Source organism: Micromonospora noduli (genome assembly GCF_003264475.1).
Lineage (GTDB): Bacteria > Actinomycetota > Actinomycetes > Mycobacteriales > Micromonosporaceae > Micromonospora > Micromonospora noduli.
On the sequence record NZ_PYAC01000012.1, the window covers coordinates 298,805 to 316,665 of the forward strand.

Annotated in this window: 17 protein-coding genes; 7 read left to right on the top strand and 10 right to left on the bottom strand. The window is 68.5% G+C overall.

Annotation, left to right across the window (positions count from 1 at the left end; genetic code table 11):
• Positions 1-54: 54 nt before the first annotated feature.
• A complete protein-coding gene (locus tag MED15_RS16100) occupies positions 55-1,185 on the top strand; it encodes an epoxide hydrolase family protein (RefSeq protein WP_112736043.1) in 1,131 nt (376 codons plus the stop codon).
• Positions 1,186-1,256: 71 nt separating this feature from the next.
• On the opposite strand, the gene MED15_RS16105 is transcribed toward MED15_RS16100, so the two are convergent.
• Entirely contained in the window at positions 1,257-1,955 is a 699-nt protein-coding gene (locus tag MED15_RS16105; protein ID WP_112736045.1) for a hypothetical protein, read from the bottom strand.
• Positions 1,956-2,102: 147 nt separating this feature from the next.
• Between MED15_RS16105 and MED15_RS16110 the strand changes: the two genes are divergently transcribed.
• Positions 2,103-3,326, top strand: coding sequence for a hypothetical protein (locus MED15_RS16110; protein WP_112736047.1), 1,224 nt, complete (start codon positions 2,103-2,105; stop codon positions 3,324-3,326).
• 36 nt (positions 3,327-3,362) lie between these two features.
• On the opposite strand, the gene MED15_RS16115 is transcribed toward MED15_RS16110, so the two are convergent.
• Entirely contained in the window at positions 3,363-3,791 is a 429-nt protein-coding gene (locus tag MED15_RS16115; protein ID WP_112736049.1) for a VOC family protein, read from the bottom strand.
• 166 nt (positions 3,792-3,957) lie between these two features.
• Here MED15_RS16115 and MED15_RS16120 point away from each other — a divergent pair, with 166 nt between their 5' ends.
• The 3 genes from MED15_RS16120 (at position 3,958) to MED15_RS16130 (ending at position 5,440) form a co-directional block, all read left to right on the top strand.
• Positions 3,958-4,296 carry a type II toxin-antitoxin system RelE/ParE family toxin gene (locus MED15_RS16120; protein ID WP_205780040.1) on the top strand — a complete coding sequence of 113 codons (339 nt, stop codon included), beginning with the start codon at positions 3,958-3,960 and terminating at the stop codon, positions 4,294-4,296.
• Entirely contained in the window at positions 4,293-4,592 is a 300-nt protein-coding gene (locus MED15_RS16125) for a helix-turn-helix domain-containing protein (RefSeq protein WP_112582320.1), read from the top strand. Before MED15_RS16120 ends, MED15_RS16125 begins: the two co-directional genes overlap by 4 nt.
• Before the next feature lie 83 nt (positions 4,593-4,675).
• Entirely contained in the window at positions 4,676-5,440 is a 765-nt protein-coding gene (locus tag MED15_RS16130; RefSeq protein ID WP_112736050.1) for an alpha/beta fold hydrolase, read from the top strand.
• Between the two features lie 58 nt (positions 5,441-5,498).
• Here MED15_RS16130 and MED15_RS16135 read toward each other — a convergent pair whose 3' ends face one another.
• The 4 genes from MED15_RS16135 to MED15_RS16150 form a co-directional block, all read right to left on the bottom strand.
• Positions 5,499-8,582: a DEAD/DEAH box helicase gene (locus MED15_RS16135; protein ID WP_112736052.1), complete on the bottom strand. Its 3,084-nt coding sequence runs from the start codon at positions 8,580-8,582 to the stop codon at positions 5,499-5,501.
• Between the two features lie 246 nt (positions 8,583-8,828).
• Positions 8,829-9,389: a GNAT family N-acetyltransferase gene (locus MED15_RS16140; RefSeq protein WP_112582317.1), complete on the bottom strand. Its 561-nt coding sequence runs from the start codon at positions 9,387-9,389 to the stop codon at positions 8,829-8,831.
• Positions 9,386-10,942, bottom strand: coding sequence for a helix-turn-helix domain-containing protein (locus MED15_RS34860; protein WP_482805326.1), 1,557 nt, complete (start codon positions 10,940-10,942; stop codon positions 9,386-9,388). The genes MED15_RS16140 and MED15_RS34860 overlap by 4 nt, the downstream gene beginning before the upstream one ends.
• An 81-nt stretch (positions 10,943-11,023) precedes the next feature.
• The gene (locus MED15_RS16150) at positions 11,024-11,542 is read right to left on the bottom strand and encodes a flavoprotein (RefSeq protein ID WP_112601832.1); all 519 of its coding nucleotides are present in this window, start codon (positions 11,540-11,542) and stop codon (positions 11,024-11,026) included.
• 219 nt (positions 11,543-11,761) lie between these two features.
• Between MED15_RS16150 and MED15_RS16155 the strand changes: the two genes are divergently transcribed.
• Positions 11,762-12,865 (top strand): FAD-binding oxidoreductase, encoded by a 1,104-nt coding sequence (locus MED15_RS16155; RefSeq protein WP_244220472.1) that lies wholly within the window; start codon positions 11,762-11,764, stop codon positions 12,863-12,865.
• Positions 12,866-12,933: 68 nt separating this feature from the next.
• On the opposite strand, the gene MED15_RS16160 is transcribed toward MED15_RS16155, so the two are convergent.
• Both MED15_RS16160 and MED15_RS16165 read right to left on the bottom strand, forming a co-directional pair.
• Entirely contained in the window at positions 12,934-14,409 is a 1,476-nt protein-coding gene (locus MED15_RS16160) for a peptidase M16 family protein (protein WP_146766722.1), read from the bottom strand.
• 76 nt (positions 14,410-14,485) lie between these two features.
• Complete coding sequence (locus MED15_RS16165; RefSeq protein WP_112736058.1) at positions 14,486-15,370, bottom strand: fibronectin type III domain-containing protein; 885 nt, start codon at positions 15,368-15,370, stop codon at positions 14,486-14,488.
• 206 nt (positions 15,371-15,576) lie between these two features.
• Here MED15_RS16165 and MED15_RS16170 point away from each other — a divergent pair, with 206 nt between their 5' ends.
• On the top strand, positions 15,577-16,482 hold the full coding sequence (locus MED15_RS16170; protein WP_112736060.1) for a hypothetical protein: 906 nt from the start codon (positions 15,577-15,579) through the stop codon (positions 16,480-16,482).
• Positions 16,483-16,547: 65 nt separating this feature from the next.
• On the opposite strand, the gene MED15_RS16175 is transcribed toward MED15_RS16170, so the two are convergent.
• Together MED15_RS16175 and MED15_RS16180 are read right to left on the bottom strand one after the other, a co-directional pair.
• Positions 16,548-16,769 (bottom strand): hypothetical protein, encoded by a 222-nt coding sequence (locus tag MED15_RS16175; protein ID WP_030331398.1) that lies wholly within the window; start codon positions 16,767-16,769, stop codon positions 16,548-16,550.
• A gap of 94 nt (positions 16,770-16,863) precedes the next feature.
• Positions 16,864-17,826: a YwqG family protein gene (locus MED15_RS16180; RefSeq protein WP_112736062.1), complete on the bottom strand. Its 963-nt coding sequence runs from the start codon at positions 17,824-17,826 to the stop codon at positions 16,864-16,866.
• Positions 17,827-17,861 lie beyond the last annotated feature (35 nt).

The following is a 17,861-nucleotide window of genomic DNA, read 5'->3' on the forward strand; positions in this document are numbered from 1 at the left end:
GTCCCCCGCAGCTGACCTCTCGCGTCGGGGAGCGCCCTCCTTATCGGAGGACCAATGTCTTTCTCTTCCTTCCGCATCGACGTTCCCGATGCGGTCCTCGACGACCTACGGGCCCGACTGGCCCGTACCCGATTCACCGACCGCAGCGGCAACCAGCCGTGGCAGGGCGGCGTCGACCCCGACTACCTGCGGGACCTGGTGTCCTTCTGGCACGACGGATACGACTGGCGAGCCCGTGAGGCGGAACTCAACGCGTACCCCCAGCACCTGGCCGTCGTCGGCGGCCGGAAGCTGCACTTCCTGCACGTCCGGGCCACGCGCCCGGCGGGCACACCCGCGCCGTTGCCGTTGATCCTCAGCCACGGCTGGCCCAGCAGCTTCGTCGAGATGCTGCCGCTGGTCGACCGGCTGACCAGCCCCGCCGGCGGCGGTTTCGACGTGGTGGTGCCCTCGCTGCCCGGCTTCGGCTTCTCGGAGGTCCCGGACGAGCCGGTCACCCGGGCGTTGCTGGCCCGGACCCTGCACGAGCTGATGACCGACGTGCTCGGTCACGAGCGGTACGGCGCCTTCGGCGGCGACGTCGGGGGAGTGGTCACCGGCTGGCTGGGTGCCCTCTATCCGGAGCAGGTAGCCGGCATCCACATGATCCATCCACCGTTCCCGGCCAGCTTCGACGCCCGACCACTGTCGGCGGCCGAGCAGGCGTACCTGGACGCCGAAGCCGCGTACGACGAGACCGACGGCGGCTACAGCGCCATCATGGGCACCCGCCCGGACACCCTGGCGGCGGCGCTCGCCGACTCGCCCGCCGGGCTGGCCGCCTGGCTCGTCGACAAGTACCGCGACTGGAGCGACAACCACGGGGACCTGGCGAGCAGCATCGACACCGACACCCTGCTCACCATCATCACGCTCTACTGGGCGACCGGCACGATCGGCTCGTCGTTTCGGCAGTACGCCGACTTCGACCACAACACGCCACGACCCGACATCACCGTGCCGGCCGCGTTCACTGTGAGCACCGAACCCTCGATGACCAACTTCCCCCGGGAGATCGCCGAGCGGGCCTGCACCGACATCCGGCACTGGAGCGAGCCGGGCCGGGGCGGGCACTTCATGCCGTTGGAGGAGCCGGATCTGCTGGCCAGTGAGATGAGGCAGTTCTTCACCTCGCTGCGCCCGTAGTTGCTGTAGTTCGCCTTTCCTGTCCTGCCCGGCGGCTGCTCTGATTTCCCTGAGCGGCCGCCGGCACCGGGCTACGCGCTGCCGAGCGACGCCTTGACGGCGCCGATGGCGTCGGACAGTTCCTCGTTGTACGCGAAGCCGTCCTCGACAATGGCCATGTTGACCCCGCATTCGCGCTGCCGCGCCCGCAGCAGGGTTTCCTCCACCGGGGCCACCGGGAAAGCCAGCGGGTCGAGTCCTGGGCCAGACTCCAGGTCCTTGATCTGGAGCCACTTGTTGTACTCGCCCTCGTAGACGATCAGACCGGCCTCGATGCCCCGGGTCCACTGGTCGAACAGCGTGGCAAGGCTGGTGGCGGCACGCACCGAGTCCCACGCGTCGGGCGAGATCTCGTAGCGCCAGATCTCACCCTCGTGCTCGCCCGCCAGGACGAAGGTGAAGATGGCGTACTCGAAATGGAACAGCGGCAGTTGCTGCCGCCAGGGAAACGGCGTGCCGACCGCCAGCCACAGATAGTCCAGCACGTCCGGGCCTTCCGGCCAGGACATCAGCCACCCGCCGTTGGGCAGCAACCGCCGCTCGGGCCAGCGCTGCGACTGCAACCAGGTGAGCTGCTCCGCGATGTGATCCACGCCGAAGATCCGGTGGACCACGTCCGGCGCCTGCCCGGTCGGCGACTCGTCCTGGTCGGGCCAGTCGAGGCCAGCGGCCGTCGCCGCGAGACGATAGTCGCGTACCGCGTCGCGCAGCACGCGCAGGTCATCAAGCATCGGGAAGCTCCTCGGCCGCCGGGGTTCTGGGCAGGCTAGCTTCGCTGCGCCGACTCTGGTGTCCGTCAATACTCTTCTTTCGGGCGCAATGGGATACATCGATCCCGGTCGCGTTGCCTGTCACGTACGTGAGCGGTTGTACCGCGTGTGACCGTGACCTCTGTGGCCTGCGCCCCCTGGCGGATCGCCTGGGCCGAGCGCGAGAACGAGCGCCGGCAGCGCGCGTACCGCGACGCCACCGACGCCTGGCGGCACCGCGACGACCACCTGGCAAGGCTCCGCATCGAAGCCGCCAGCTTCCTCGGGTGTACGCAGCCACGCTCCGGCCTGCCGGTGGAGCTCGACGACGACGAACTCGTCTTCCGCGTCCTCCCCGTCGCCCAGCTCGTCGAGGCCGAGGCGCGGCACATCCCCGGCCTGCCCAGGCCGGACGGCTTGTGTTCCTTCGCTGACGCTTCTTCCCAGACGCTGCCGGCGGGCCTGCGTGTCGTCGACACCGGCATGGCCGTCGTGACCAGTCGGCGAGTGGCCTTCGGTGGCCGAGAGCACCGGCGAGAGTGGCGGTACGCGGACATTGTCGGCCCCGCCCACCACCCCGACGTGCCGGTCACCCTGCTGCCCGACCGCTGTCGACTGCAGGGGCTGCTGGTCCCGGCCAACGCCGTGGTGAACTTCCGCTTCTATCTCACCCTCGCGGCTACCGACGATCGCGGCGCCGTCATCGCGCAGGTCGACGCGCTGCTGGCCGCGCACCGAGCGGCCCCACCTGCGCCTCTTCTGTTGGTGGACCCCGACGACGCACCGCTGACGGCGGTACGCCCCGACCGGCGGGCGCTCGGCGCTGCCGCCGTCGCTGCCGTGGTGTTCGTGACGCTCGGCCCCGGCGCTCTGGGGCCGGGCGCGTGGGGTCCTCGCGCGCCGGTGCCCTCGGCGGAGATCGTCGCCCTGGACGTGCCGAGGGCCGGGGCGGCCCTCGTTCCGACCGGTCCCGTCGGGCCGGTGGTGCCCAGGTCGCGGGTCGGCTCGGCCGACAGTGCCGTATGGAGCCCGCCGAATGTCCCGGCTGTACGACCGTCGGCTGTCTCTACAGTGGCAGCCGCTGTTGCGGTGGCCCTGCCGCCGGCTGCTCCGCCGTCCGTCGCTCCCGCACCGTCCGCCAGTTCGGTGCCGACGCCTGGTCCGGTCCCCACTGCCGACCCGCCCGCGTCGGCCCTGCCGACGCCGCCCGTCGTGTCGGCCTCGCCAACGCCGACGCCGACGCCGGCTGTTACGGCGACGCCTTCGCCGGATCCGGGACTGCTGGCGATCTGCCTGGATCCTCTTCAACTGCCGTTGCTGGACCCGCTGCTCTGCCCGTCTCCGGCGCCCTGAACTGGGTTTTCTCTCTCCTGCCCGGCTCGGCTCGGCTCAGTTCGTGGCGCTGAAATCGGGGACAGTGATGGTGCCGTCCTCCCCGAGGGTGAAGCCGGGGTTCCAAGCGATCTCCCAGAGGTGACCGTCCGGGTCGGCGAAGTAGCCGGCGTAGCCGCCGTAGAAGGTTTCCCGGGCCGGCTTGGTCACCGTGGCACCGGCCTTGGTTGCGGTGGCGATGACCTCGTCGACCTCGGCTCGGGAGCGGACGTTCTGGGCGAGGGTCATCGCGCCGGTGCCCGGCCCTTCGATGCCCGCGTCGTCGGCGAGCTTGTCGCGGCCCCACAGGACTAGTGCCAAGCCGCCGGCCTGGAAGAAGACCGTCTCCTCGACCTCCTGGCCCTGCCAGCCGAGCTGCTCGTAGAACGCCTTCGCGCGCGCTACGTCCGCGACTCCCAGAGTGATCAGGCTGATCCGCTGCTCCATCCCTTCAACCTAACCCGCAGTCGGTCGGGGGCGTGGCAGGCGGCCCCGACGTTGTTGCAGCTCTAGGCGCGGCAAGAGCATCGCCGAAGTCATCGCCGACACGCGTTCGATGAAGTTCGGGGGGAACGATCCAACCCATAGCATCGGTGCTATGGGTTGGGGTAGCGTGGAGCTGGAACCAGAGGTCCGAGACTGGCTGGAGGAACTGCCAACTGCCGACTTCGCCCGAGCGGCGTTTTACATCGATCTATTGGCTGGCCGAGGTGTGTTGCTCGGAGAGCCTCACAGCAGACAGCTCGACGGCAAGTTGCGTGAGCTGCGGTTTTATCTGGAGCGCGACGCGGTTCGCGTGACGTACTGGATAGCCTCCGACCGGAGGATCATCCTGCTCACGGTCTTTCGCAAGACGCGAATGCGGGAGGACCGGGAAGTCGAGCGGGCCCGCCGCGCATTTGAGCGGTGTGTGGCGGAGCGGCACATCGTGAACGAGGGGGCAGAGCGATGAGTGATCGCCTGGACTGGAACGACCTGCGTGAGCGCCGGATGGCGGAGCCAGGGGCAGCCGAGACCTACGAGGCCACTCGGATCGCCTTCGAGCTTGGGCAGGAGGTGCGCCACCTGCGCGAAGGGCACGGTTGGAGTCAGAGCCAGTTGGCGCGCGCTGCGGGGATGACTCAGTCCGCGGTGGCCCGCTTCGAGGCAGGCGGGACAGTGCCGACCCTGCCGGTTCTGGAGCGGCTAGCCCGGGCCCTGGACCGAAGGCTGGACGTCAGGTTCGCCTCGAACGCGGACGCGGCCTGACCGCCTCCGCCGGCCTATCGCGATCAACGCCAGACGTATTCGCGTCACGGAAGCCAACGGTCGTTGATCTAGGATTCCAGGTCATGCGGGAGTTCTTCACGGTTGAGGGCCGGAGGCTCTCGTATCTGGACTTTGGCGGTTCGGGTTCTCCCCTCCTGGCTCTACACGGGCACTACAACGAAGCGTCGGCTTTCGCGCCGCTGGCTGAGGCGTTGGCACCGCAATGGCGGGTGATCGCGCTCGACCAGCGTGGGCATGGAGAGTCCGACCGTGCCGAAAGCTATGAGCGGGACGATTACGTTGCCGACGTCGCCGCGCTCCACCAACATCTGAAGGTCGGCCCTGCCGTGGTGCTGGGTCACTCACTGGGCGGGGTGAACGCCTACCAGTACGCCAGCCGGCACGCCGATCGGGTCACCGCGCTGATCGTCGAGGACATCGGCGCGATCGTGGGCTGCGACTGGTCGTTCACCACCAGCCTTCCTCGCCGCGCGCCATCCCGCGATGCGCTGACCTCGGCCCTGGGCGGGGCTGCTCCCTATCTGGAGTGCTCCTTCCGTCAATGGAAGGACGGCTGGGGCTTCTCGTTCGACATCGATGACACGGTGGCGTCCCAGAAGGCGCTCAACGGTGACCACTGGACGGACTGGGTAGCGGTGACCTGCCCCACCCTTCTGATCCGCGGAACACGTAGTGACGAACTGACGGCCGATCACGCCCGCGAGATGATCGCCCGTCGCCCCGGCCAGGCCCGACTCGTCGAGCTGCCAGCAGGTCACGTCGTGCATCACGATGCTCAAGCACAGTTCGCCGCTACGGTCGGTGCCTTCCTGTCCGAGCTCGACTGAGCCAGGGAAGTTCAGCCCTGCCTCGTGAGCTGCGAGACGGTCGAGGTCCGCGAAGGCATTAAGCGGCGATCGTTCGGGCGGTGGCGTACACGTCGGCGGGTAGGGCGTGGTGGAGTTGCCACAGGACGCGCATGGGTCGGTCACCTGTGTGCGAGTCGTAGGTCATGGTGCCGGCGTAGAGGTACGGCGGCGCGCCCAGGTCGCGGTCGGCGATGCGGGTCTCCCGCACGAAGAGGTGCACCGTCGAGCCGCCCGACGTGTAGCGCTGCCCGGTCGCCGACGCCGCAGAGGTGGTGCTCTGCGATTCCCACTGGAACAGGGTGTCGGTGATGGCGCGGTCGGCGTACATGGTGGTGGGGGAGTAGTGGGCCTCTGACTTGACCAGGGTGACGAAGAAGAGGTCGGCCTGGGCGTCCGGCAGCCATTTCACCCCCTCGCGCAGCGACCCCGGGTTGGTCATCCCGAAGGCGGCGCAAGCCTCGTTGCGGCTGTACCGGGCGTGCACCCGCAGCGGCACCACTCCCGGAGCCGCGGTCGGCGTGACCCGGTGGATGCGATCCCGCAGCACCTCGGCGACTTGCCGCAACTCGGCGCAGCGGGCCGGCTCTTTCCACAGTCGCGTCAGCCGTTCGTCCCGCGTCGCGAGGGGGGCGTTCGGTCCCCAGAGGCTGAAGTGCAGCATGTCCAGCAGTCGGCTGTTGCCCGCGTACACCTGCTGACCTGGCGCGGGCGGTCCGGCAGCGACCCTCGTGAGTAGCTCTAGCCGGTCGATGTCGTCGGTGTGCAGCATGCGACCGATGGCCCGGCCCAACTCCCGGTCGTCGGGTCCGGGCGCGGACGTCTCGATGCCGGCGAGCCGGCGCAGCCCGGCCCAGCCGCCGAAGCTGGCCGATCGGTACACGTCCTCGATCTCCAGGCCGGTTTCGCGGAGGAACGTTGCCAAGCTGACGTCGCCGAGTTGGCGCAGCTCAGAAACGAGGCCGGCCTTCGAGGTAGGCAGGGCCGATCGCAGGTTGGCGAGCACGACTTCCTTCGCTACCCGGTCCAGCTCGACGTGACAGCCGCTGGGCAGGTTCGGGAAGTCGTCGCGGACCGCCTCGGTGATCGCCCGCCGGCTCACCCCGGTCAGGGCGCGCCACCGCAGGTCGAAGCGGAAGTTGGCGTGCTGCCCGCCGATGAAGTCGAGCACCGTGAGGCAGGGCTTGTCGTCGTCGAGGCGTAGGCCACGGCCGAGCTGTTGCAGGAAGATCGTGGCGCTTTCGGTGGGCCGCAGCATCAGAATCGTGTCGACCATCGGCAGATCGACGCCCTCGTTGAACAGGTCCACGGTGAAGAGCACCCGCAGCTTGCCTGCCTTGAAGTCCCGCAACAGTCCTGCCCGATCGGTGCCGGCCTTTGAGGTCACCGCCGCCGACGGTACGCCGCGCTCGCTGAACCATGCGGCCATGAACTCGGCGTGCCCGATGCTCACGCAGAATCCGAGCGCCCGCATCCGCCCGACGTCCACCTTCTCGCGGACCGCCCGCAACACCGTCCGCGCACGAGCATCGTTGCCGGTGTAAATGGTGCTCAGCTGCGTCGGGTCGTAGCCCTGCCCGCGCTTCCAGGTGACGTGCGACAGGTCCACGTCGTCGTGCAGCCCGAAATACTGGAACGGCGCCAACAACTGCCGCTCCAACGCGTCCCACAGGTGCAGCTCAACGGCCGCGCGCCCGTCGAACCACCGGCGCACGTCGCCGCCGTCGGCCCGGTCGGGGGTCGCGGTGAGGCCCAGGAGTACGCGGGGACGCAGCCGCTCCAACAGTCGCGTATACGTCGGCGCTTCCGCGTGGTGGAACTCGTCCACGATCACTATGTCGTACGCCTCGGGGTCGACCTCGCGACGGTGCAGCGACTGGATGGAGGCGAAGACGTGCTTCCAACCGTTCGGCTTCTCGCCCGCGACCAGCGTCTCGCCGAAGCTGCCGTCGCCCATCACCTGCCGGAACGTCGACAGGCTCTGCCGCAGGATCTGCTCCTGATGAGCGACGAAGAGCAGCGAGTCAGCTCGTTTCGCCTTGTGCAGCCGGCGGTAGTCGAGGGCGGCCACCACCGTCTTGCCGGTGCCGGTCGCCATCACCACCAGGTTGCGCCAGCGCCCGTGCACCAGCCGCTCGGCGTCAAGGTCGGCGAGGATCTCGGCCTGATAGGGGTACGGGCGCACGTCCAGGTTCGAGATCGCGGTCGGGGCATCGTCGCGGCGCTCCCCGCTCAACGCATGCCGGAGCCGGTCGGAATCCCTGGTCGCGTCGTACGCCTCGAACGCGGGGTCGTTCCAGTAGTCCTCGAACGTCGCCGTGAACGTGTCGATGACGTGCGGCTGCTCCATGTTCGAGATGCGCACGTTCCACTCAACGCCGTCTACCAGCGCGGTCTTCGACAGATTCGACGAGCCGACGTACGCGGTGGTGGTGCCGTTGATGCGGCGGAACAGCCATGCCTTGGCGTGCAGGCGGGTGGTCCTCGTTTCGTACGACACCTTGATCTCGGCGCCCAGCTCGAGGAGCCGGTCTAGCGCTCGCTGATCGGTTGCGCCGAGGTAGGTGGTGGTGATGACGCGGACCTTGCCGCCTCGTGCAATCAGCTCTCGGATCGCCGGCTCCACTATGCGGAGGCCGTACCACTTGATGAACGCGCAGAGCAGATCGACGCTCTCGGCCGACGCCATCTCGTGGTTGACCTCGTGGCCGATGCGGGGCTGGTGACGGCCATTGACCAGCAGCGCGCCGGTGGAGAGGGGAGTGGTGGGGCGCTGCGGGAAGGTGGGCTCCGCGGGTGGGGTTGGTGGGGCCGCGATGGCGTGGAGCAGGTGCTTGGCGTCGGTTACCTGGTCCTGATCGGTCGCTGCCTTGGGGCTCAGGGTGGCGATGGCTTCGGCGATCTGGTTTGCCATTGCGATCTGGTGGTGGAGCTTGTCATCGCCGCTGGGGACGGAGTGAAGGGCTCGGGCGGCCAGGGCGGCGATGTGGCGGGCGAGGGTGTGGTGGGCGTCGGCGGGGTCGAGCTTGTGGTGTTGGATCAGGGCGGGGTCGACGTGCTGGAGGCGATCAGCCAGCTCACGGGTGATCAGGTGCTCGTAGACACCCCGCTCAAGATCCGTCATCCACGCAATCTAATCGGTCGTGGCGCTGAGGCGTTGCCCTGACTAGGCGAGGGATTCCGCGCGTCGGATCATCGGGAGATGAATATATCGGTGTCCAAGCCTGATGGAACCGATGCCTTGACCAGCCGATGGTGCTCTGGCTCTCGACGTTCGCGCGGCCAGGATGCTAATCAGGGCGGATGGGTCTGTGCATCTATCGTCGATGCTCCTCGGCTCGCATCGAGCGTCAAACCCGCGGCTCCGCGGCTAGCCAAAAGGACGAGGGCAAATCGGGGCGGTGCGGACCATGACATCGAAGGTTGGTGCGGTTTCCCAGTGGGGGCGCAGCTTGGTGACCTTGCTCCAGCCCCAGGAGCGGTACGCCATCTGGGCGGCAGCATTGTCCGGACGGACCAAGAGCGTGGATCGCGGTTCAGCCCGGCCTGCGACCAGCTCGTCGTGCAGCGCCGCCGCAATGCCCTTACGTCGCCAGGCGCGGTGTACCAGCAGCTCGCTGATCGCAAAGGTGCGTTTCCCGTCCTCCTCGGTGAACCCGGGCGGGACAGGCTCATGGATGCCCTCCCACCACCGCGTTTGCGAAGGTAGCGGAAAGCCATAGATGTAGCCGACCAGGGCCCCATCGACCGATGCGGTAATCAATTCCCATCCAACTCGCTGCATATGTAGGCCAAGCTGACGCCGGTAGCGGTCCTCGCTGTAGAACTCGCCGCCACCCGCGTAGACCTCCAGGTAGAGGCCCACGAGCTGATCGAGGATTTCCATAGCCTCGTCGGCGCTGTGATGACGAAGTTGCAGGCCCTCGATCACAGGCTCACCGCCTGGTCGTAGGCGTCGACGAACTGGCGGGTCGTCGTGGTCGCCTGCCGTGGCGTCGCCAGACTTCCGCGCACCTGCGCGAGATGCTGGCTCACTCGTTTCGAGCTGATCTGGCCCACGGCAGGCAGGACATCCAGAGCGATACGTGCCGCCTCGTTGACGTCGCCCTGTCGGTATGCCGCCTCTGAGAGCCGCACCGCGTAGTAGACCTGGTTCCGTCGATGGCCAGGTGATGGGTTGTCGGTGATCGCGCGTAACGACTGAACAGCGCGCTCGGGTCTGTCGAGGGCCAGATAAGAGAGTCCTTCGATCCCGATCAACTCTTGGTGGTTCACGAAGTGGACGAAACCCTGGTCATCCTCGTGAGTGCCCCGGTCCAACTCCCGGCGCGCCTTGGTCATCTCGCGGCTGAAGCCACTGGCATCCCTGAGGACGGCGTAGGCGTGCGCCCTGCGCAGGTGCAGCAAGGTGGTGAGCCGAGGTGTTGCCCAACCGGCGGACACCCGTAGAGCGGCTTCGGCGCAGTGCAACGACTCGCCAGGTTGGCTCTCGCGGATCAGTAGGGACAGATGCGTGAGGGCACGAACTTCCACTCGTGGGTCATCCGCGATTCGGGCACGAGTGATTGCCTCATTGAGGTACGGCCTCGCCTCAGACCGGCGTTCGGCGTCGATGGCCAGCCAGGCCGCCTCGATGGAAAGATCGGCCAGGGCGCTTTGGAGCGCGTCGCCGACCTCTCTGCTGTAGCTGGCCCGCGCCGCCCAAGTCGACAGCCTGGTCTGCACTTGGATGGCGACGTCGCAGAGCAGGTCGGCACCGGCTACCGCGTCTGCCCGCCGGAGGTCATCAACCAGGGAGCTGGCGAGCTGCACCTGCTCCATGCCGATTGTCCTGGGCATCTCGGCGGGCCCCGCGAGCAGGTACGTGTGACCACTCGCAGCGAGTCCCGTGAGCGCAGCCAGTACGTTGAATCGTCGACGGTCCGTAGCGCCACCCCCTTGGCTTGATGCCTCCTCCACGCTAACCGCCACGGCGGCCCGTCCGCCTTGCTCGGTTGGCAGATCCTCGCCATATGCGCGGTCGGTGCCGTCTGGGATGAGGCTCGTAGCGGTCCAGCAAGGCTGACCAGGAAGGCGGAACCAAAGGTGTTCTGCGGGTACCCGCAGAAGCTGGGCCCAGTGCGCCAGCCGGTCCAGATGCACCAGCGGTGGTCCGTTTTCCACCCGACTGAGTTGCGCCTGCGTGATCCCCAGCCACCCCGCCACCACGGACTGCGGCAAGGCGACCCGCCCGTGGTACGGATGGCACCGGTACGCCCGGATCACCCGCCCGAGATGCCGCTCCATCAGCGCGAGTCGTACCGGCTCGTGCTCCCAGAAGCCTGCCGGAACCTTCGGCGGCGCGCTCAACCGGTCCCGCTCGGCGGCCTGGCACGGCGTACACCGTCCGCTGTCGTTGTCCCGGGCCAGCCGTCCGCCGCACCGAGGGCAGTTCGCGTGGGTCACCGGCGGCTCCGTCCATCTCGCCTCATCGAGCGTATCCATTGAACACGCTGCGTGGAGCGCTGGTATACGCGCGACGCATATCGTCAAAGGACCGCCGGACAAGCGAACGACGGCAGCTTCTCAGGTTGGGCGCACCGCCCGCAGCGCCTCGACGACCACGCTCCAGCGCCCCGGCCCGTTCACCGACTCCAGCGGCTTCCCGTCCGCCACGATCACGCCGGCAGCGCGCAGCACCGCCAGGTGACCCGCATAGGCGGGATGCGCGGCCAGTTCCGCCTTGGTGTGCGGAAACGCGATGATCGGCAGCCCCGCCCCCAGCGACTCGTTGAGGACGCCGAGCGCCAGCGTGTCGTTGATGCCCAGCGCCCATTTCGTCACCGTGTTGAACGTGACCGGCGCGGCCACCACCACATCGGCTGGGGGGTGCGGCTCCGGGTCGCCGGGCATCCGCCACTCCACGCGTACGGGATAGCCGGTCTTGTCTTGCAACGCCGCCCGGTCGAGCCACGGCGCGGCGGTCGGGCTGACGATCATGCACACCCGCCACCCGTCGGTGATCAGGAGGTCGACCAGCTCGTCGATGTGTTCCGCCGGACCCGCGGCGCAGACGACCAGATACAGCACCGGACGTTCCGTCATGCCCGCAGTCTGCCCGATTCGACAGTCGCGACGTCGAGCGCATACCGATCACGCATGCCGCCCATGATCGCCGTGACATGCCGTTGTGCCTGGTCAGCCGCGACAGTCGACGCATGGCCCGGGGCGGGTGCCTTGTCCCGGAGTTGCGCCGGCCCTCAACGGCGCAGCTCCTCTCGCCCGCCCCGGTGCCAGCCCATGAATCAACAACTTGGAGCCTGCATGCCCACCGTTAACGACGACCACCCGGCTCGCGTGGGCCTGGCCGCCGTCTGGGAGTCGGTCGACATGCGGGCCGCCGCCGACTTCTGGTGCACCCTCGAAGACCGAAGACCCGGGCTGCTCCCACACCGCGACGCGCCGCTGTTCTTCACCGCGCTGGGCCGCCTCCTGGTCGGCGGCGACAACCCGGCGAACCGGGCGGCGCTGCTCCGGGTGCTCGGCCACGCGTACCGTCATTTCGATCTACTTCCGCACGCCAACACCATCGGCGACGCGCTGCTCGCCACCGTTGCCCGCCATGCGCGCCCACTGTGGACGCCGCAGCTCACCATCGCCGCCGAGCGCGCCCTGTACCGCGCCACGCACGCCATCCGCCGCGCCGCCGCGCAGGCCGGCGACGGCCGGGCCTGGTGGCACGTCGAGGTGATCGGCCACGACCGGCCGTCGCCCGACATCGCCATCCTGACGGTACGTCAGTGGCGGCGACTGCCCTTCCAGCCAGGCCAGGCCATCCCGGTCTGCACGCCGCGCCTGCCCGGGCACTGGCGCTGGCTCTCACCGGCCAACGCCCCACGCGCGGACGGCACCGTCGAGCTGCACGTCCACGCCGTACCCGCCGACACCGTCTCCCACCGCCTGGTCCATGAGGTACGCCCCGGCGAGCTGCTATGGCTCGGCCCGCCCATCGAGACCGGGCTGAGCCTCGACCCGGCGAGCACGAACGATCTGCTGCTCGTCGCCGGTGGCACCGGCCTGGCGCCGCTGCGCGCCCTGGTCGAGCAGGTCGCCGCCGCACCGGACGGTCTGCGGGTGACGCTGATCGTCGGCGCGCGCACCTTCACCGACCTGTACGACTCGATCGCCCTCGACAAGCTGCAATGCGCGCACGACTGGCTGACCATCGTGCCGGCCCTCTCCGACGACCCCTGCGCGGAGCCGGCCGAGCAGGGCGACGCCCTGACCATCGCCCTCGGACACCACCGGCCCGGTCAGGACATCTACCTGTGCGGCCCACCCGCGATGCTGGCCGACGCGCGGCCACGGCTGTGCGCACTCGGCATCCCCGCCGCACGCATCCACCTGGCCAAAGGCCTCACCTGCTGATGGCTTGCTTACCGGACCCACACTGACCGGCCCGCCTACGCGCGCCGATCATGATCCCCGACGTTCGGTTACCAGTTGGAACTGAGCTGCTTGACGGCCTGGCGGAAACGCCGCGGCGGCAGGACGGCCCGGAGCTTGTCGGCAGCGTCAGCGAAGTCCGAGATCGTGGTGACGCAGCCGTGGCCGAGGTGGGCGAGCCGGATGACACCAAACCGCTCGACCACGAGTGCCTGGGACAGCGGGACGGTGTGCACGTTCCCGTCGCCATCCACAGTGGAAATCGCGTCGATGCCGATGACCAGCTTGCCCTTGTTGTGGAACCGCTTGGAGAACGGCGGCCTGACGACCTCACCTGCGGGCACGAAGCGGGTGGTCGGGCAGGAATCCTCGGTGGCGCGAGGAAGGTCGGGTTTTGACCCGTACGGCACGACGATCATGGCGCTTGAGAGCCAGCCCGACACGATGTCCCGCGTCGCTTCCGGAGTAAGCCCAGTCAGCTCGCTGAGTGATTCCGACCCGTAGATCTCAGTCGTGCCGAGCAGCTCCTGGTGGGCCAAGGGTTGAAGATCGCTGATCGACTGCATCCATTCGTTGTCGCCCTCCATGGCCATGCGCTGCGTTGGCACCCGGTCGGCGATCTCCACTCGATCGATCCCATCGGCGGCAAGCCGTTGCAGCTCGGCCCAGAGCAGCTCCGCCGCGACGGTGGCGTCGAAATTCTTGCTCTTCCTGCCGAAGTCTGGTGTGACCCTCAACCCGAGCTCGTGCCGCGTACTGTCGACGACCTCGCACATGAATTCCGCACCGATGGCCACCCCGGCCTCGTCTACTGCCTCAGCGACTCGCGACCGCAGTGCCCACATCAGAACGACAGCTTCCGCGCTGGGTTCGACACCGACCGTCAGCGCGACGCCGCGGACCTCGTCGGCGTACCAGATCGGCCCCATTTGGTTGTTGACGATTGGCGTGCTGCGGGTGACTCGCGGGCCGGCGGGCAATGGGAGTCGCATCGCCTGAGGCGGTTCGCCCGTCACTGTGAGGACCGCGTTGCCGCTGGTGAAGAATCTTTCGACATACCGACGGACCTCGTCCGCCGTGAAAAGCTTGTAGTCCACTGCGGGCCAGCGCGACAGGCCGTATCCGCTCGGCCCGAAACGCCGCGACAGCAGCGCTCCCCACGGGTCGCGCAGACCTTCTTCGATGTTCGAGACGTACCGGCTGTCCGCGTTGAGGTCCGCGACCGCGTCGGACAGATCCTCGGGCGGAAGATTGCTGATGGCCGAGCAGATGGTGGCGAGGTGCTCCGCTACCTGACCCGGTGGGCCGCCTGCGAGGAATGACGTGTCGTTCATCCAAATGTTGTCCTCGTGCTTCTCCGCGACGTGATCCTCCGTCCAGTCCACCAGGTGCTGCACGAGATGGGTCAGGCCGATGGAGTCGATCTCTTCGTCGCGGGCACCGCACCCAAACGTCAGCGACGCTGCCAAGGTGCCAGGCACATCGCGTTGGATGACAGCAACTCCGTCTATCTCCTCGCGCCGCATGAGCGGATCGTAAGGTGACCGGTCAAGCCACGGGCTGAGGCGTTCGACAGTCAGAGGACGCGGTGCCGTTGGTGCGTCAACTGATGGTGTCGCCGAACTCGCGTACCCCGTCGACGTCCAGCGTGATCCGGTCGTTCTCGGTCCACTGGCTGGTCGCGGCGAGCCAGCTCGGGTCGTCGCGTTCGTCGATGGTGCTCCAACTGTGCCGGTGGTGTCGTAGCTGGATCGGCCCGGTCGACTGGCCCGGCGCGAGCGTGCCGTCGGTGAAGGTCAACTCCACCCAGCCGGGGACCGGCGTTCCCGGGATCGGGTACCCCGGCGGCGCTGGCGTCGTCATCCCGCCGGGCGGCCCGCCCGGCGGGATGAAGAACTGCACGGTCTGCCGGATCCGGTCACAACCCAGCGCCGCCCAGTCGCAGTTCGGCACCAGCGAGGTGTTGGCACCCTCGAAGCGCAGGTGGTAGCGCACCCGCACCGTGCTCAGGTCAAGCGGCGCGGTGCCGGTGTTTGTCACCTTCAGGAGGTGCTGGATCTGGTTGTTCGTGGGGGACCAGTCCAGGTTGAGGTAGCTGACCGTCGCGCGACCGGCCGCGGTGCGCACTGTGGTGGTGGGCGAGGTGTCGGAGTAGCCGCCGAGCGCGCGGGCGGCAACCCCGATCCGGTACGTCGTGCCGGGTGCGAGGTCGGTCAGCGTGATCGTGGTGTCGGTGGTGGAGCCGAGGAAGCGGTACGTGTTCGGCCCCAGCGGCACCTGCACCTCATAGTTGATCGGCTGCTCCGCACCGGGCTCGACCCAGGCGGAGGGCGCCCAGCTGAGCGTGAGCTCGTGCGGTTCGTTGGCCACCACCGTGGGGGTGCCGGGGGTGCTGATCGCCGGGCCGTCGGCGCGGGCGGCGTTCACGGCGAGCAGGCTCGCCAGCGCGGCGAGGGCGATGGTGGCGGTGACGCGGCGAGCAGGCATAGCCGAATGGTATGCACAAGCATCGATGCGTGTGCATCGTCCGTCAGGCCAGTGGCGCCGAAAACGGATCCAGTCCGTTACGCGACGTAGTCGGCTTGGAGATAATGCCTGGTCAGGTGGCTACCTAGCGTGAACCCGTCATCACGAACGGCCTGGACGTCGGCGTCGCACCTGCCGCCCGTCTGGGCCTCAGACGGGAGAAACACATGCGTGCTCAGAACAAAAGCCGGCAGTACGGCGCCCGAGCGTCCGTACTCGTGCTCGGTCTTGTCGCGGCCGGAGCGGTGCTCGCCCCGGCGAGCCCGGCGTCCGCCGCGGTCCCAGGTCTGGTGCGGGTCGCCGCGACCAGCGTCAACAACTCGGCCGACTACCACAGCGTCACCGCGACCTGCCCGGTCGGGAAAGTGCTCACCGGCACCGGCTACGAACTCAACGGCGTCACCGGCGAAGGCGTCGTCGACGACCTGCGCCCCAACGGTGGCGTCGCCACGGCACCGACCGCGGTCACCGTCGGCGCCTACGAGACCGAGGCGTTCGCAGGAAACTGGTCGGTGACGGCGTACGCGATCTGCGCCAACCCCCTCGCGGGCCTGGTCCGGGTGGCCACTACCAGCGTCAGCAACTCGACCGACTTCCGCAGCGTCACGGCGACGTGCCCGGTCGGGAAGGTGCTGACCGGCACCGGCTACGAGCTGAACGGGGTCACCGGTGAAGGTGTCGTCGACGACTTCCGGCCCAACGGCGGCGTCGCCACGGCACCGACCGCTGTCACCGTCGGCGCGTACGAGTCGGACGCCACGGCCCTCAACTGGTCCGCGACCGCGTACGCGATCTGCGCCAACCCCCTCGCGGGTCTGGTACGCACCTCCGCCGTGGGGGCCAGCACCTCCCTCGACTTCCGCAGCGTCACGGCGACCTGCCCGGTCGGGAAGGTGCTGACCGGTGCCGGCTACGAGCTGAACGGGGTGACCGGCGAGGGCATCGTCGACGACTTCCGCCCCAACGGCGGCCCCGCGACCGCCCCGACGTCCGCAGCGTCCGGCGCGTACGAGGAGGACGCGTTCGCCGGGAACTGGTCCGACACGGCGTACGCCATCTGCGCAACGCCGTAGAAACCGCTCAGCCGGTGCAGCCGCCCTGCGAACGTGCGAGCCGCTGCACCGGCTGAGTGATCGGCTCAGGAGCCGCCTTGGCGCTGGATCCGCCCGTCGCCCGAGACCTTGGCCCGGCCCAGGTCGCGTTCGGTGCCAGCCGGGCCGGTCGCGGTACGGCGGTGCCGTTGGTCGGGCGAGTGCTCCACGGGCGAGCCCTGGCGGCCCGGAGCGCCGCTGCCCGAATGCCGCCGGCCTCGCGCCGACTCGCCGCCGCTGTCGTGTTTGTTCTGCTTGTGGCTACCCATGGAACGCGCGTACCCGGTCAATGTGCAGCTAGTCCTGACTCCCCGTCAGCTTCAGTGCCGTCCCGACCGGTGAGGTGGCTATCGGTACTGGCACTCACGGATTCCAGTAGACGAGGACGCTGGCCTGGTCGAAGCGTCGGTCCTTCAGGTCGGCACGCTGGATCACCCAGTGGATGCTCGCCCCGCCTTGTCTGCCGCCGTGGAACTCGGCCAGCACAACCCAGTCACCATGGTCCGACTCGTCGTGGCCGGACCGGCCCGAGGGGTTGGCGCCCAACCACGCGGGGTTGAAACCGTTGCAGTCAGTGCCGTAGCCGCCCAACAGCAGCGGCGTCGTCCCGTCCTCATAGGAGAACGGGCCGTCCGGCACGTCGTCCAGGACTTTCTTCCACACCTCGGTCAGCTCTTCGAACGGGGTATCTCCCGGCAGGGGCGGAGACCACGGGGGCCCCGGGATCGTCTTGACGTAGGGCAGAGAGATGTCGACGGTGAGGTGCAGATCGCCCTGCGGGATCTCCGTGTAGACCTCGGCGAACTCCTCGTCGTCCGGAGGAAAGTCAGGCGGATACTGCTCTCGTTCCTCGACCGCCACGCCTGCCGGCACATACCTGACCTCGCCCCAGCCGCTTTCCTCGGGCCAGCCGAACAGCAGCAGTTGGCCGTCGGACGGCAGTGGAAGGTCGGTCACGTCTGCCGGAAGAGCAGCGCAGTCGATGGTGGCGATCAAGGGGTATTCGGGGTCCTCGGCGTCGGCCGGAAGCATCACCGGCCCACGGATGGCGCCCACTACCGGCCCGTCACCCCCCTGTGTCAGAAAGGCAGACGGGCGGGCGAGCCCCAGCCAGCGTTCCACGTCGGCGGCGGGGATGCCGCGGCTTAGCGCCTCGGCGCGGACCTGATCGATGATTTTCACGTTTCGGGGAAGCACGGGAGCACCGTAGGTCAACAGTGCGACGTTCTCGACCCCGCCGGATGCCGGCTGCCCGCAAGGCAGGCGCACCTGCGGTCGATACCGCGATTTGCCGTCGGCGGGCGGCAGGTGGAAACGCCCGACCATAGCGTCCGAACCACGGAGTTCCGCGAGCGCGCGAT

What these genes read in the sequence shown, in the direction of transcription:
- MED15_RS16100 (WP_112736043.1), top strand. Translation starts at nt 55, where the DNA reads ATGTCTTTCTCTTCCTTCCGCATCGACGTTCCCGATGCGGTCCTCGAC.
- MED15_RS16105 (WP_112736045.1), bottom strand. Translation starts at nt 1,955, where the DNA reads ATGCTTGATGACCTGCGCGTGCTGCGCGACGCGGTACGCGACTATCGT.
- MED15_RS16115 (WP_112736049.1), bottom strand. Translation starts at nt 3,791, where the DNA reads ATGGAGCAGCGGATCAGCCTGATCACTCTGGGAGTCGCGGACGTAGCG.
- MED15_RS16125 (WP_112582320.1), top strand. Translation starts at nt 4,293, where the DNA reads ATGAGTGATCGCCTGGACTGGAACGACCTGCGTGAGCGCCGGATGGCG.
- MED15_RS16130 (WP_112736050.1), top strand. Translation starts at nt 4,676, where the DNA reads ATGCGGGAGTTCTTCACGGTTGAGGGCCGGAGGCTCTCGTATCTGGAC.
- MED15_RS16135 (WP_112736052.1), bottom strand. Translation starts at nt 8,582, where the DNA reads ATGACGGATCTTGAGCGGGGTGTCTACGAGCACCTGATCACCCGTGAG.
- MED15_RS34860 (WP_482805326.1), bottom strand. Translation starts at nt 10,942, where the DNA reads ATGGATACGCTCGATGAGGCGAGATGGACGGAGCCGCCGGTGACCCAC.
- MED15_RS16150 (WP_112601832.1), bottom strand. Translation starts at nt 11,542, where the DNA reads ATGACGGAACGTCCGGTGCTGTATCTGGTCGTCTGCGCCGCGGGTCCG.
- MED15_RS16155 (WP_244220472.1), top strand. Translation starts at nt 11,762, where the DNA reads ATGCCCACCGTTAACGACGACCACCCGGCTCGCGTGGGCCTGGCCGCC.
- MED15_RS16160 (WP_146766722.1), bottom strand. Translation starts at nt 14,409, where the DNA reads ATGCGGCGCGAGGAGATAGACGGAGTTGCTGTCATCCAACGCGATGTG.
- MED15_RS16165 (WP_112736058.1), bottom strand. Translation starts at nt 15,370, where the DNA reads ATGCCTGCTCGCCGCGTCACCGCCACCATCGCCCTCGCCGCGCTGGCG.
- MED15_RS16170 (WP_112736060.1), top strand. Translation starts at nt 15,577, where the DNA reads ATGCGTGCTCAGAACAAAAGCCGGCAGTACGGCGCCCGAGCGTCCGTA.
- MED15_RS16175 (WP_030331398.1), bottom strand. Translation starts at nt 16,769, where the DNA reads ATGGGTAGCCACAAGCAGAACAAACACGACAGCGGCGGCGAGTCGGCG.
- MED15_RS16180 (WP_112736062.1), bottom strand. Translation starts at nt 17,826, where the DNA reads ATGGTCGGGCGTTTCCACCTGCCGCCCGCCGACGGCAAATCGCGGTAT.